The organism is Devosia sp. 1635, from assembly GCF_013185955.1.
Lineage (GTDB): Bacteria > Pseudomonadota > Alphaproteobacteria > Rhizobiales > Devosiaceae > Devosia.
Map to the genome: position 1 here is coordinate 359,757 of NZ_JABAOM010000003.1, position 13,395 is coordinate 373,151.

Here is a 13,395-nt window from a genome sequence, read left to right on the forward strand (position 1 = left end):
GCGAGCTTATGCCTGGGAGAGCGGGAACGGCAATCAACCAACAGGTCGATAGCCTCGCTTCACAAAGCTTGGCAGCGCTTCTTGCGTTGACGAGCTTAGCGCCATAACGTCTGCTCTGTCGAGACTGGTATCATACTGGATCTATCGGGAGGGGCCGGTGATGGCAGAAAACGGGCTGGCGGCGCTTGCGCCCCAGGGTGAAGAGCTGCCCTCTGCCCTGTCGCAGGCCATTGTTGCTGCCATGCGCAGCGACATGGCCCATGAAGACCCACTTTATCTGCAGCTCGCCCGCGCCATTCGCGGCCTGATCGAAAGCGGTCACCTGCGTTACCGCGAATCGCTGCCTTCGGAGCGCACTTTGGTCCGGGCCACCGGCATTTCCCGTGTCACCGTGCGCAAGGCGATCGACCAACTGTTTCGCGAAGGTCTGGTGTCGCGCCGCCCCGGCGCCGGCTCCTATGTCGCCCGCAAATTCGACCAGCCCATGTCGGTTCTGGTCGGGTTCAGCGCCGATATGACGCGGCGCGGCCTTGCCGGCCGCTCCATTCTGTTGGGCAAGACGGTGAGCCTGCCCAAGCCGGACGAACAGCTCAAGCTGGCGCTGTCGCCCAGCGACAAGGTGCTGCGACTGTCGCGCGTTCGGCTCGCCGATGACGAGCCGCTGGCCATTGAAAATGCCGTAGTGCCGCTCTTTGCCGTGGAGCCCGAGCGAATCGAGCACTCGCTCTACGACGCGATGCGCCACACCGGTAACCGGCCGGTGCGCGCGCTGCAGCGCCTGCGCGCCGCCGTCGCCAACACCGATGAAGCGCGCCATCTCGAGATCCCCGAAGGCAGCCCGATCCTCCATATCGAGCGCCATTCCTTTCTCGCCAATGGCAAGCCCATCGAAGTGACCCATTCCGCTTACCGCGGTGATCGCTATGATTTTGTCGCCGAACTGCACCTCGAAGACTGAGGCAAAATGCGACAAGTGCTTTACATCCGCAGCGCCTTGTTCAATGCTGTGGTATTGCACTGGTATGGTCCGTGCGCAGGAGGCCATGCATGGCGCGGTTGAACCTTCGTGGCGTCAAGAAACGCTTCAAGAGCACTGAAGTGCTCCATGGCATCGATCTCGACATCGGTGATCGTGAATTTGTGGTGTTTGTCGGCCCCTCCGGCTGCGGCAAGTCGACCTTGCTGCGCCTGATCGCCGGCCTCGACCCCATCAGCGAAGGCGAGTTCATCCTCAACGGCCGGCGCATGAACGAAGTGCATCCGTCCCAGCGCGGCATTGCCATGGTGTTCCAGAGCTATGCGCTTTACCCGCATATGGATGTCTACGAGAACATGGCCTTTGGCGCTCGGCTGATGGGCCTGAGCAAGACCGAGGTTGAAGCCCGCATCGCCCAAACCGCGCGCATGCTGCAGCTCGAGCCACTGCTTAAGCGCCGCCCGCGCGAATTGTCGGGCGGCCAGCGCCAGCGCGTTGCCATTGGCCGCGCCCTTGTGCGCAAGCCCGAAGTGTTCCTGCTCGATGAGCCGCTGTCCAATCTCGATGCAGCCCTGCGCTCCGAAGTGCGCCTCGAAATCGCGCGCCTGCACCGGGAAATCGGTGGCACCATGATCTATGTGACCCACGACCAAGTGGAAGCCATGACCCTGGCCGACCGGATCGTCGTCATGAATGCCGGTCGGATCGAGCAAGTGGGCTCGCCCCGCGAACTTTATGAAACCCCGGCCAATCTCTTTGTGGCGACCTTTATCGGCTCGCCTAAAATGGCGGTGATCAATGCTGAGCGCACCGGCAATGCCGTGACTGTCGCCGGCGCCACGGTGCCACTCGCTCGCCTGCCCGCCGGTGGAGGTGCGCTACGCCTGGGCATTCGCCCCGACGCCATGCGCATTCAGCGCGAGCCGGGTGCCAGCGCCATTCCGGCCAAAGTCGTTTACACCGAATATCTGGGTGAAAACGCCTTTGTTTATGCCCGGCTCGTGGATGGCACGCTGGTGGGCATCCGCACCACGCCCAATGATCTCTATGAGCCCGACGCGCCGGTCGGCCTGCTGCTCGACAATGACGCGATCCATTTCTTTTCTGCCGAAGATGGCCGCCGGTTACCCGCGTAATCCAGGTGGCGAGTTGATGACGATTACGCCTGCAAACAAATCAAGGGAGTTGAAATGCCAAGCACACTCATTCGGATCGGGGCCGCACTGGCCGCCATCACCGTCGCGGCGCCCGCACTGGCGCAGGACCTGACCTTCTGGAGCTGGCGCCAGGAAGATCGCGCCCAGTATGACCAGTTCATCGACACGTTCGAAGCCGCCAATCCCGGCATCACCGTAAACTTCGAAACCTTCGAAGCCACGAACTACAACACCATTCTCGCCACGGCTCTCGCCGGCGGCAGCGGGCCCGACCTGATGATGGTCCGCGCCTATGGGGGGCTCGAAAACATCGCCGTGCCCGGCTATCTCGAGCCGCTGACGACCGAAATCGTGCCGGCTCTGGCCAACTACACGCCCGAAGCGCTGGCCGCCGAAACCGTGCGCGCCGACGGCAAGGTCTATGCCGTGCCCTTCGCCAGCCAGACTCAGCTCGTGATCTACAACAAGAAGATTTTCGATGATGCAGGCCTCAGCGAACCCCAGACCTGGGACGAGTTCATGGCGCTGAGCCAGAAGCTCAAGGACAGCGGCATCATCCCGATCGCCAATGGCACCGCCACTGCCTGGCAGAACGAGACCGTGACCTTCGACTTCGTGTCCTCGCTGATGGGCAAGGATTTCGTTGCCGATATCATGTCGGGCGAAACCGATTTCACCGATGAGCGCTTCACCAGTGCCCTGGCCGCTCTCAAAGACCTGTCACAGTACTTCCCGGACGGCTTTATCGGCCTTGATTATGCCAGCGCCCAGCAGCTGTTCTCCTCGGGCATGGCGGCGATGTTTGGCGGCGGCTCCTATGAGCTGGCCACCTTCCGCGCCCAGAACCCCGATCTGGAACTCGGCGTCTTTGCCGCCCCCGGCCGTACTGCCGAGGACGAAAAGCTTGTCGCTCTCTATTTCGACGGCGGCTATGCAGCCAATGCCGCCGGCGCCAACAAGGAAGCGGCGCTCAAGTTCATCAACTATCTCGCGAGCACCGAATTCGGTCAGGCCTTTGCCGACAACCTCAACAACATCTCAACCGCTCCGGGCGTGACGTTCCAGGATCCGCTCCTGGCCGAGGTTGCCGAGCTCAATACCAGCTCGATCCCCTACCTGTTCCTGGTTGCCTTCCGCTATGGCGAGCCCTCCGGCTCGGTGCTGATCCAGAGCGAAGTGCAAAAGCTGTTCGCCGGCGAAACCACGCCGGAAGCCGCGGGCCAAGCCATCACCGATGGTCTCAAGGTCTGGTACGAGCCCTTCCAGGACTGATCACCCCTTTGCCCAATCCCTCCCTCGCCCACCGGCGGGGGAGATCCTAGCTGGAGAACACCATGCCGCAACTTCGCCTCACCGGGCGCGGGCTTTGGATCACGGCGCTGATCGTGCCGCCACTGGCCTTTGTGGCGCTGTTCGTCGTCTACCCGATCATTTCCGCCTTCGCTTATGCCTTCTTTGACTGGAACGGGCTGCTGCGCGGCGAATTTGTCGGCCTCGACAACTTCCATACCGTGCTGTTCGCCGAGCCCTATGCCAGCTGGACCCGCAACGCTTTCTCCCACAACATCATCGTCTTTTTTGCCCTCATGGTGCTGCAGAACGGCCTGGGCTTTTTCCTCGCCTATGCGCTGTGGCGCGAACTGCCAGGCGCCCGCTTCCACCGGATCGCGGTGTTCCTGCCCGTCGTGCTCTCGACCATCATTGTCGGCTATCTCTTCAAGCTCTTCCTTCATCCGCTGTTCGGCGTCGTCAACATCAGCCTGCGCGGCATGGGCCTGGGCGAACTGGCGCAACCTTGGCTCGGGCAAAGCTCAACCGCGCTTTGGGCCCTGATCGCCGCCAATGCCTGGCACATGGTCGGCTTTCCCACCCTTGTCTTCCTCGCCGGCATGCAGCGCATCCCCACGGAAATGCTCGATGCCGTGCGCATGGAAACCCGCAGCGAATGGGTCAAGATCACCAAGATTGTCTGGCCGCTCGTCGCGCCCAGCGCCACCGTCGTCTTCGTCTTGCTGTTTGTGGGCGCGTTTAACTGGTTCGAGCTGCCCTATGTGATGGCGGGGCTCGATGGCTCGCCCTTTGGCTCTACCGACGTGCTGGGCCTTTATTTTTACCGCACCGCCTTCGGTAATGTGTCCTCTGGTCAGCAAGACTTCGGTCTGGGCAGTGCCCTTGCCGTGCTGATCTTCCTCTTCATTGCCGCCGTCGCCGGCGTCATCACGGTGCGCCTACGCGCACGGGAGATCCAGTTGTGAGCACTGTCACCAGCACTTACAGCGATCGTCCCGGCCTCATCGCCACCCTAGGGCGCGACGGGCTGGTCCAGATCATCCTCATCGCCAATACCTTCATCATGCTGGCGCCCATCGTCATCATGATGTTTTCGGCCTTCAAGACCACGCCGCAGATCTTCGCTTCGCCCTTCGGCATTCCTGATTTCACCAATCTGGTCAATTTCAGCCGGATCTGGACCCAGACCAACTTCCTGCAGTACCTCATCAATTCCTTCGTCGTGACTGGCGCCTCCATGGCACTGATCCTGACCCTCGGCACGATGGCAGCCTATGCGCTGGCGCGTTACGAGTTCTTCGGCGCCGGCTTTATCCTGATGTTCTTCATCGCGGGCCTGACCCTGCCCCTCAAGCTCGCCATCATCCCGCTCTTCATGCTGATGCGCGATCTCGGCATTCTCAACAATCAGCTCTCGCTGATCTTTGTTTATACCGCCATGGGCCTACCCACGACGATCTTCATCATGACGGGGTTCATTCGCACCCTGCCCAATGAACTTGAAGATGCCGCCCGCATGGATGGCGCCAGCGAGGCGCGGATCATGTGGTCGATCATGCTGCCCCTGGTGCGTCCGGCCATGGTCATCGCCGGCATCCAGAACGTCGTGCCGATCTGGAACGACTTCTTTTTCCCGCTGGTGTTCATCCAGAACGATCGCCTGAAAACCCTGCCCCAGGGCCTCACTACCTTCATGGGTGAATATTCCACCGACTACGGCGTGCTTTATGCCGGCCTGACGCTCTCGGCCCTGCCGATCATCATCATCTATATCGTGCTGTCCCGGCAGTTCATCAGCGGCATGACCTCGGGAGCCATCAAATGAGCCTGCGCCTGCAACAGGGTAGCCTCATCGTGTCCTGCCAGGCCCGGGCCGACAATCCCCTGCATGGTCCCCAGTTCATGGGCGCCATGGCCCTGGCCGCACGCGATGGGGGCGCCAGCGCCATTCGCGCCAATGGGCCCGAGGATGTGCGCACCGTGAAAGCTGCGGGTCTGCCGGTGATCGGCATCCACAAGGTCTTTTCCCCGGACGTGCCCGTTTACATCACCCCCACCATTGCGGCCGCCGATGCGCTGGCGGCAGCCGGTGCCGATATCATCGCGTTGGATTGCACCCCGCGCCCCCGCCATGGCGATGAAGCTGCTGCCATCATCGCCCATATCCGCGACCGGCTTGGGCTTGAAACCTTTGCCGATGTCTCGACGGTGGAGGAGGGCATCGCGGCGGCGGCCATGGGCGCGACCTATGTTTCGACCACGCTCTCGGGCTATACCGAATACACCCAGCCCAAGCCCGACCTGCCCGACTTCGAGCTGATCCGTGCGCTTGCTGCCGCCGTTAAGACGCCCATCATCGCCGAAGGCCGCTTCAACACCCCCGAACTGGCGCAAGCCGCGATCGCTGCTGGCGCCTATGCCGTCGTGGTCGGCACCATGATCACCAATCCGCGCGAGATCACCCGCGGCTTTGCCCGGGCGGTTGCCGAGGCACATTGATGGCAGGCTTTCTAGGCATCGATATCGGCGGCACCGCCTCGCGCTGGGTGCTGGTGGATGCAACTGGCACCCCGCTCGCCCGTGGTTCGGCCGCCGGCGCCACCGGCCATCTCTTTAATGCCGCTGAACGCGAGCGACTGGCCACCACCCTCGCCGCTATCGCCGCAGCGCTCCCTCAAGAGCCCATCCATGCTACCTGCCTGGGCATTACAGGGCTGGGCCAAAGCGTGCATGAAGAGGCACGGCAACTGGTCGGCAGCAGCTTCAAGCTCCAGGCAGGCGCCATTCGCCTCATCGATGACATGGAACTGGCCTTTCGCGCTGCCTTTGCTCCGGGCGAAGGGCACCTCATCTCGGCGGGAACGGGCTCGATCGGGCTGCATCTCGATGCCAACGGCACCATGCTCCGGGTCGGCGGTCGCGGGCTCCTGATCGATGACGGCGGCTCGGGCACCTGGATCGCCCTGACCGCGCTAGATCAACTCTATCGCCGCATCGATGCCACCGGCGGCCCTGCCGATGCCGCCATCCTCGCGCGCGAACTCTTTGCCGAGATGGGCGGCGACCACTGGGACCAGACCCGGACCTTTGTTTATGGCAGCGACCGCGGCCGGATCGGCACCCTCGCCCAGGCCGTGGCCCGCGCCGCGACTGCCGGCGATCCACTGGCAACCGAGGTCCTCGAGCGCGCCGCCGATGAACTCGCCCGTCTCGCCAAGGCGCTGATCGGGCGCGCCGGCAGGCTCCCCGTCGCCTTTGTGGGTGGGATCACGACGCTCCACCCCCTGATCAAATCCGGCCTGACCGCTGCCCTACCGGAAACATCAGTCAGTTTCCCCCAGATCGACGCCGCGAGCCACGCAGCCCAATGGGCCAGAACCACTCACCAACAGGAGGCCCCTTTATGAGCCACACCACCGAATCCGCCTCCCTGCGCTTCGCCAATCTCGAAGACTGGTCCAGCACCGATCTCGTTGCCGGCATTCTGGAAGGCCAGTTCAGCGCGATCAGTGCCGTCCAGGCCGCCAGCGCCCCCATCGCCGAAGCCATTGACCGGGGCGCCGAACGGCTGGCCCGTGGTGGTCGCCTCGTTTACCTCGGCGCCGGCACCTCGGGGCGCATCGCCACCCAGGACGCTGCCGAACTGCCCCCCACCTTCAACTGGCCCTATGAGCGGGCCCTCAGCCTCATGGCAGGCGGGGAAGATGCCGTGTTCCGCGCCGCCGAAGGTGCCGAAGACAGCGAGCAGCTGGCCATCGAGGCTCTCGAGGGCATCGGCGTCAACGAAAACGACGTGGTGATTGCCCTCGCCGCCAGCGGCCGCACCCCCTATGCTATTGCCGGCGTCCAGCATGCCCGCGCCAAGGGTGCCTTGACGATCAGCATCTTCAACAACTCAGGCGCTCGCCTGGGCGAAGTGGCCGATATCGCCGTGCTGCTCGATACCGGGGCCGAGATCCTTTCGGGCTCCACTCGCATGAAGGCTGGCACCGCGCAAAAGGCGGCGCTCAATTGCATCTCGACGGGCGTGATGATCCGGCTGGGGTTTGTGTATCGCGGCCTTATGGTCGAGATGCGCCCCACCAATACCAAGCTCAAGGACCGCGCCGCCAAAATGGTCGCGACCCTCACCGACACCGATTACGCCACCGCCGCCGAGGCCCTCGCCGCTGCCGGCGGCAGCATCAAGATCGCCACCGTCATGCTGCTCAAGTCGCTCGATCGGGCGGGCGCGGAAGCTGCTCTGGCCGGCGTCGACGGCAATCTGCGCCGCGCCCTGCAATAATCCGGCGCGCGTTACGCGGCGTCCGCGCAAAGATCCCGGGACAACCGCTTATGGTTTACCTTCCGTCAACCCGCAGACGCGAATAGTGCCGACCTCATTGAAACCCAGGAGGCACCATGAGCGACGCTGGTATTGCGGGTGGACGGATCCGTTCCTTTGTTGAACGCATCGAGCAGATCGAAGGCGAGATCGCCGAACTCAACGAAGGCAAGAAAGAGATCTTTGCCGAAGCCAAGGGCGAAGGGTTCGACGTCAAGGTGATCCGCGAGATCATCAAGCTGCGCAAGCAGGACCAGGACGAGCGTGACGAGCACGAAACCCTGCTCGATCTCTATATGCGCGCCATGGACCGCACCGACGAGACCGAAGACGCCAAGGCGGCCTGAGCCGGCCTTCGCCTCGTGAGCTTGGAAAAGCACTCCCAGCCAGCTTGGGGGTGCTTTTTGCTGTCAGCTGGTCCCGTCCGGCAATGGTCGCCACGGGCCCTCGCCCGCCCGCTGCAGCAAGGGCGAAGCCAGCGGTGCCACGATGCGCTCTCGCCAGGGCGCCAGCGGCTCCTGCCACCGCGTGCCCTGCAGCATCGCCACCCCGATCACCACCGGCTCGATCCCGGCCTTCCCCAGCAGCCGCAACACGGCTCCTGTCGAGGTGCCTGAACTGATCACATCGTCGATCACCGCCACCCGCTTGCCCTCCAGCAAGGGCAGCATGCGCGGATCAACGAACATGGTCTTGCCCAGTCCCGGGCTGGTGATCGAGCTGATCGGCTCGGAGAGATCCTCGACATACCAGAACTTGCGCGAAGTTCCGAGCGCCACCATCCGGGGGTGGCCCAGCCGGCGCGCCACATTATTGGCGAGCGGCAAACCAAGCGTCGGCACCCCAACCACCACATCGGGCGCATGAGGGGCGAGCAGCCCCGCCAATTGCTCGGCCAGTGCATCTTCCACGGCAAAGCTCGCCTGGTTGATGATCAGGGAAGCAACCGCCCTGGTGCCATCGCCGGGCAGGACGCGAATGGGCAGCAGCAATTCGCGTCCATCCGCAAGTTGGGCCGGATAGCCCCCGAAATAGCCGGCTTCCGGGTCGCCGGGATAAGTGCCCTTCGGCACGATCTGCTGCCAAAAGCTGTGTGGTTCGATGGTCACGGCAAGGTTTCTCTTGCAAGGGCCCCACCCGGGAGCCGATGTCTGGGGGCTAGTGTTTCAAGTACGGGCTTTCGATGCAATCCAACAGCAATGACCCTTTCGAGCTCATGCACATGATCGAGCTGCGCCGCGACCTGCATGCCCACCCCGAACTGGGCTTTGAGGAAACGCGCACCAGCCAGATCGTCGCCGATCAACTCGCAGAGGTCGGCATCGAAGTGCATCGCGGCCTTGGCAAGACCGGCGTCATCGGCACTTTGCGCGTGGGCACGGGCACAAGGGCGATCGCCTTGCGGGCCGATATGGACGCGCTGGCCATGCCTGAACTGGCCGAGCGCGATTATGCCTCCAAGACCCCTAACACCATGCATGCCTGCGGCCATGACGGCCACACCGTGATGCTGCTGGCGGCGGCACGCCACCTCGCCCGGGAGCGCAACTTTTCGGGCACAGTACATTTCATCTTCCAGCCCGCCGAAGAAGGACGCGGTGGTGCCAAGGCCATGATCGATGACGGTTTCTTCGAGCGCTTCCCGGTGGATGCTGTTTATGGTCTCCACAACATGCCCGGGCTCGCTCCCGACGAGATGGCAGTGGTCGCCGGCCCGCAGCTGGCCTCGTCCGATAGCTGGGAAGTGACGTTCCGCGGCATCGGCACCCATGGTGCCAAGCCCCATCTGGGGCGCGATGCCGTCACCGCCGCCGGCCAATTCCTTCTTGCCCTCCACACCATCGTCGCTCGTCGCGTCGATCCGCTGCAACCCGCCGTGGTGAGCGCCTGCGCTATCGAGAGCGGCGATTTCCGGGCCCTCAATGTCATCCCTGACACTGTCCGCATCGGCGGTACGGCCCGCGCCTACAGCGCCGCGGTGCGCGACCAGCTCGAAGCCGAAATTGGCCAGCTGGCGCAGGGCACCGCTGCCATGTTCGGCATCACTGCGGACTATAAATTCCTGCGCCGCATCCCGCCCGTGATCAACGATGCCGACGCGACCCGTCGCGCCCTGGCGGCAGCGCAGGCCGTAACGGGCCGGCCGGTGGTGACCGACTTTCCCCCCTCCACCGCGGGCGACGACTTTGCCTTCTTTGGCGCAGCGGTGCCTGGCGCCTATGTCTGGCTCGGCAATGGTCCGGCAGTGGATGGGGCGCTGCACCACAATTCGCGCTACGACTTCAACGACGAAGCCATTGCAACCGGCGCCCGCTTTTGGAGCACACTGGTTCAGCAAGAGCTGCGCTGAGCCGCATTGAGGCCATGCCTCAGGGCCTCGATAGCCCCGGGGCCATCGACCCGCATCGCGACCTTGATGGGCGGCCCGTCCGGGTAGCGCACCAGGGCGCCCGCTTCGGGCCCCTCGCTGACATCAACGGCAAGGCTCAGGGTGTCGAGGCCGAACAAACCCGGCTCGACCGCAAACAGCATCACGCAAGGGTCGTGGAGCGGCCGGCTTTCCCGGCCGGTGCCGAAATAAAGCGCGATGATCTCGGCACAAAGGTCTCCCGCGCGTGAGCCGCGCAGCGAGGCAATCTGCCCCGGAAGCACCCGCACGCGCCGGGTGACATCGAGCGGGATGACGGTGAGATCAAGCCCCGCTCCGAGCACGATCTGCGCCGCCTCCGGATCGGTGGCGAAATTATACTCCGAACGCGCCCCGATATTGCCGGGCTCGTCCACCGCTCCGCCCATAACGATGAGCCGACCCATGCGGGCCGCAGCATCAGGATGGTCGCGCACGAGGAGGGCGATATTGGTCAGGGGCCCGAGGGCAAGGATGTCGACGCTCCCCGCAGGCGCCGACTGCAATTGCTCGACCAGCCACCCGACCGCTTCTCCTTGCGCTTGGGCTTGCGGCGGGGGCAGCGTAAGGCCGCCCATCCCATCATCGCCGTGAATGGAGGTGAGTTCCGCCCCGCCACGACGAAGCGGCTGCGCAGCACCGCGGCGCACCGGCACATCGCTGCGCGCCATCGCGGCAAGCAGCCGAAGGCTGTTGCTTGTGCTCGCCTCGATACCGATATTGCCCGCGACCGTCGTCAGTCCCAGCACCTCGAACCGACCGCAAGCCACAGCGTAAAGGATCGCGACCGCATCATCGAGCCCGGGATCGGTGTCGATGATCACCCGCCGCGGGGTTGCTGGCGCGCTCAAGCTTTCTGCTCGTCAAGCAGGACCATCTCGGCCTTGAACTGGTCGGCAATCTGCAAGGCGTCGCGGAGCGCCTTCTTAGGCTCTACCGTTTGCACCTGCCGGTCCCGCATCAGCCAGCGGCCGGCCACCATAGTGTCGAGCACATCACCGGGCATGGCGGCAAACACCAGCGCCGAATAAGGATCATAGATCGGATGCAGCCGCGGCGCGGCAAGGCTGATGCGAATAAGGTCCGCCTGCTTGCCCGGCTCGAGCGAACCCGTCTGCAGATTGAGCCCCAGCACCCGGGCTCCCTCGATCGTCGCCATCTGCACGACATCGCGCGCCGGCAGCGGCCGCCGCGACTTGCCCAAGAGCTTGGCAAACATCGACACCGGCGCGAATTGCGCAAACAGATCCAGCGTATTGCCGCTCATTGCCCCGTCACTGCCCAGGCCAACCGGCAAACCGGCATTGCGCAAGGCCTCCACCGGCGCGATGCCGCGGCCGGCCTTGCCATTGGAGCGCGGATTGGTCGCGACGCAGACCTGCGCCTCGGCCATCAAGGTTATATCGGCATGATCGAGCTGCAGGCAGTGCGCGCAAATGAGGTTGGGCTTGAGCAAACCAGCTTCGCGCGTCACCTCGACCGTCGAGCAGCCATGGTTATCCTGCGCCCAGCGGACTTCCAGATCGCTTTCGGCCAGATGCATCTGCACCGGAATATCGGGGTGATCCGCCGACCATCGCGCTACCCGCTCCATGGTGGCGCGGCCGGTGGAGTATGGCGCATGCGGGGCAATCGAAGCCGTGACGAGCGGATGGCCGGCAAACTCATCCACCAGCGCCTCGACCAGGGCAAAGCCCTCGTCCCAGTCGCGATGATCGGGCGGCTGGAAGTCGGCGAGGGTCTGGCCGACAATGGCGCGCAGGCCCGAAGCCGCAGCTACCCGACCCACTTCCTGCTCGAAATAATACATGTCGGCGACGGTGGTGACCCCGCCCTGGATCATCTCCAGCGCCGACAGGGCCGAGCCGACCCGCACCATTTCGGGCGACACGAATTTGCGCTCAAGCGGCAGGATATAGCGGTACAGGCGATCATCCACGTCTTCGCCCAAGCCCCGGAACACCGCCATGCCCATATGGCAGTGGGTGTTGACCATGCCCGGCATGACGATATCGCCGCCGCAATCCACGATCTCGGCGCCGGCGATGGAGGGCGGCTCGCCACCGCCCAGTGCCGTGATGGTGGTGCCATCCACCTGCACCCAGCCAGGATTGTGCTCGCTCATCGCCTCGTCGAGCGTCAGCACCCAGGCATTGACGAAAAGAATGGTCACGCCGTTTCTGCCGCCAGAATCGTGCATTGCTCGGGCACGGGCACGAGCTTGGCCTGCCCACCCATCTCGAGCGGCCGCGTCAGCGGCCCATTGGCCAGCAGCGGGCCGGCGGGCGTGTCGCACTGATACTGGTAGGCACGACCCAGATAGGTGCGCAGCCCCAGCGTCGCCGGAATGCCTTCCATGGCGAGGTCAGGGCTTGCCACAAGGCCATCGGCCCGGCAGGCCAGCGTGAAGCTGTCGGGAATGGCGCCGAACTGCTCAAGGCCCAGCGTCAACCGCACGCCACCGGCAGCCTCGGCGGTGATCTTCGCCCCATCCCGCTCGACAACGCGCATGGGGATCAGGTTCTCAAAGCCCACAAACCGCGCGACGAACGCATTGGCTGGACGCTGATAGAGGGTTTCGGGCGTATCGAGCTGCATGATGCGGCCCGCATGCATGATGGCCACGCGATCCGAGATCGAAAAGGCTTCTTCCTGGTCGTGGGTGACGTAAACCGAGGTCGTGCCATTGGCGCGCTGCAGCTGGCGGATTTCGACCCGCATATCGACCCGCAGCTTGGCGTCGAGATTGGACAGCGGCTCGTCAAACATCAGCAGCGGCGGCTCAATAACGAGGGCGCGCGCCAGTGCCACACGCTGTTTTTGCCCACCCGACAGCTCTCCGGGCAGTCGGCTCGCGAGATGCGCGAGGCCCACGCGCTCGAGCATGGCCGCGACACGCTTGGTTTTTTCCGCCGGCGCAACCCCGCGCTGCTTGAGCCCAAAGCCCACATTGTCGGCCACGCTCATATGGGGAAAGAGCGCATAGTTCTGGAACACCAGCCCGATATCGCGCCGATGCGCGGGCAGGCGTGTCAGGTCGACCCCGCCAAGCAGGATGCGGCCTGAAGTGGGCTGCAGGAAACCGGCCACCAGACGCAGGGTCGTGGTCTTGCCGCAGCCGCTGGCGCCCAGCAGCGAGACGAGTTCGCCTTCCGCCACCTCGAGCGAAAGATCTTCAAGCACCTTGGTCGTGCCGTAATGGGCAGTGATCGACTGGATCGAAAGAGCTTTGGTCACGCGC

General features: G+C 64.0%; 14 protein-coding genes. 10 read left to right on the top strand and 4 right to left on the bottom strand.

Features of this window, described 5'->3' with window-relative positions; translation table 11 throughout:
- The first annotated feature begins 160 nt into the window (after positions 1-160).
- From HRU92_RS13995 to HRU92_RS14035, 9 genes are all read left to right on the top strand, one after another.
- Positions 161-958, top strand: a complete 798-nt coding sequence (locus HRU92_RS13995; RefSeq protein WP_173088366.1) for a GntR family transcriptional regulator — start codon at positions 161-163, stop codon at positions 956-958.
- A gap of 89 nt (positions 959-1,047) precedes the next feature.
- Positions 1,048-2,112 (top strand): sn-glycerol-3-phosphate ABC transporter ATP-binding protein UgpC, encoded by a 1,065-nt coding sequence (gene ugpC / locus HRU92_RS14000; RefSeq protein WP_127754914.1) that lies wholly within the window; start codon positions 1,048-1,050, stop codon positions 2,110-2,112.
- Between the two features lie 54 nt (positions 2,113-2,166).
- On the top strand, positions 2,167-3,405 hold the full coding sequence (locus HRU92_RS14005; protein WP_172121655.1) for an extracellular solute-binding protein: 1,239 nt from the start codon (positions 2,167-2,169) through the stop codon (positions 3,403-3,405).
- Positions 3,406-3,467: 62 nt separating this feature from the next.
- The gene (locus HRU92_RS14010) at positions 3,468-4,388 is read left to right on the top strand and encodes a sugar ABC transporter permease (protein ID WP_173088368.1); all 921 of its coding nucleotides are present in this window, start codon (positions 3,468-3,470) and stop codon (positions 4,386-4,388) included.
- Positions 4,385-5,248, top strand: coding sequence for a carbohydrate ABC transporter permease (locus HRU92_RS14015; protein WP_349236652.1), 864 nt, complete (start codon positions 4,385-4,387; stop codon positions 5,246-5,248). Before HRU92_RS14010 ends, HRU92_RS14015 begins: the two co-directional genes overlap by 4 nt.
- Positions 5,245-5,922: a putative N-acetylmannosamine-6-phosphate 2-epimerase gene (locus tag HRU92_RS14020; RefSeq protein ID WP_172121657.1), complete on the top strand. Its 678-nt coding sequence runs from the start codon at positions 5,245-5,247 to the stop codon at positions 5,920-5,922. The genes HRU92_RS14015 and HRU92_RS14020 overlap by 4 nt, the downstream gene beginning before the upstream one ends.
- The gene (locus HRU92_RS14025) at positions 5,922-6,830 is read left to right on the top strand and encodes a BadF/BadG/BcrA/BcrD ATPase family protein (RefSeq protein WP_172121658.1); all 909 of its coding nucleotides are present in this window, start codon (positions 5,922-5,924) and stop codon (positions 6,828-6,830) included. Before HRU92_RS14020 ends, HRU92_RS14025 begins: the two co-directional genes overlap by 1 nt.
- Complete coding sequence (locus tag HRU92_RS14030; protein ID WP_172121659.1) at positions 6,827-7,708, top strand: N-acetylmuramic acid 6-phosphate etherase; 882 nt, start codon at positions 6,827-6,829, stop codon at positions 7,706-7,708. Before HRU92_RS14025 ends, HRU92_RS14030 begins: the two co-directional genes overlap by 4 nt.
- A 116-nt stretch (positions 7,709-7,824) precedes the next feature.
- Entirely contained in the window at positions 7,825-8,094 is a 270-nt protein-coding gene (locus tag HRU92_RS14035) for a DUF2312 domain-containing protein (protein WP_127754919.1), read from the top strand.
- Positions 8,095-8,157: 63 nt separating this feature from the next.
- Here the strand turns inward: HRU92_RS14035 and HRU92_RS14040 are convergent, their stop codons facing one another.
- Positions 8,158-8,850 carry a phosphoribosyltransferase gene (locus tag HRU92_RS14040; protein ID WP_172124717.1) on the bottom strand — a complete coding sequence of 231 codons (693 nt, stop codon included), beginning with the start codon at positions 8,848-8,850 and terminating at the stop codon, positions 8,158-8,160.
- Between the two features lie 80 nt (positions 8,851-8,930).
- Here HRU92_RS14040 and HRU92_RS14045 point away from each other — a divergent pair, with 80 nt between their 5' ends.
- Positions 8,931-10,097 carry a M20 aminoacylase family protein gene (locus HRU92_RS14045; RefSeq protein ID WP_173088370.1) on the top strand — a complete coding sequence of 389 codons (1,167 nt, stop codon included), beginning with the start codon at positions 8,931-8,933 and terminating at the stop codon, positions 10,095-10,097.
- On the opposite strand, the gene HRU92_RS14050 is transcribed toward HRU92_RS14045, so the two are convergent.
- Genes HRU92_RS14050 through HRU92_RS14060 form a run of 3 tightly spaced genes read right to left on the bottom strand, consistent with a single transcriptional unit; the run spans position 10,079 to position 13,391 of the window.
- Positions 10,079-11,005 (bottom strand): nucleoside hydrolase, encoded by a 927-nt coding sequence (locus HRU92_RS14050; RefSeq protein WP_173088372.1) that lies wholly within the window; start codon positions 11,003-11,005, stop codon positions 10,079-10,081. The two genes, HRU92_RS14045 and HRU92_RS14050, sit on opposite strands and share 19 nt — an antisense overlap.
- A complete protein-coding gene (locus HRU92_RS14055) occupies positions 11,002-12,327 on the bottom strand; it encodes an amidohydrolase (protein WP_349236873.1) in 1,326 nt (441 codons plus the stop codon). Before HRU92_RS14055 ends, HRU92_RS14050 begins: the two co-directional genes overlap by 4 nt.
- A complete protein-coding gene (locus HRU92_RS14060; protein WP_127754923.1) occupies positions 12,324-13,391 on the bottom strand; it encodes an ABC transporter ATP-binding protein in 1,068 nt (355 codons plus the stop codon). The genes HRU92_RS14055 and HRU92_RS14060 overlap by 4 nt, the downstream gene beginning before the upstream one ends.
- Between the last annotated feature and the right edge of the window lie 4 nt (positions 13,392-13,395).

Coding starts and splice junctions, on each gene's coding strand:
- HRU92_RS14020 (WP_172121657.1), top strand. CDS start 5,245: ATGAGCCTGCGCCTGCAACAGGGTAGCCTCATCGTGTCCTGCCAGGCC.
- ugpC (WP_127754914.1), top strand. CDS start 1,048: ATGGCGCGGTTGAACCTTCGTGGCGTCAAGAAACGCTTCAAGAGCACT.
- HRU92_RS14045 (WP_173088370.1), top strand. CDS start 8,931: ATGCAATCCAACAGCAATGACCCTTTCGAGCTCATGCACATGATCGAG.
- HRU92_RS14030 (WP_172121659.1), top strand. CDS start 6,827: ATGAGCCACACCACCGAATCCGCCTCCCTGCGCTTCGCCAATCTCGAA.
- HRU92_RS14010 (WP_173088368.1), top strand. CDS start 3,468: ATGCCGCAACTTCGCCTCACCGGGCGCGGGCTTTGGATCACGGCGCTG.
- HRU92_RS14005 (WP_172121655.1), top strand. CDS start 2,167: ATGCCAAGCACACTCATTCGGATCGGGGCCGCACTGGCCGCCATCACC.
- HRU92_RS14035 (WP_127754919.1), top strand. CDS start 7,825: ATGAGCGACGCTGGTATTGCGGGTGGACGGATCCGTTCCTTTGTTGAA.
- HRU92_RS14025 (WP_172121658.1), top strand. CDS start 5,922: ATGGCAGGCTTTCTAGGCATCGATATCGGCGGCACCGCCTCGCGCTGG.
- HRU92_RS13995 (WP_173088366.1), top strand. CDS start 161: ATGGCAGAAAACGGGCTGGCGGCGCTTGCGCCCCAGGGTGAAGAGCTG.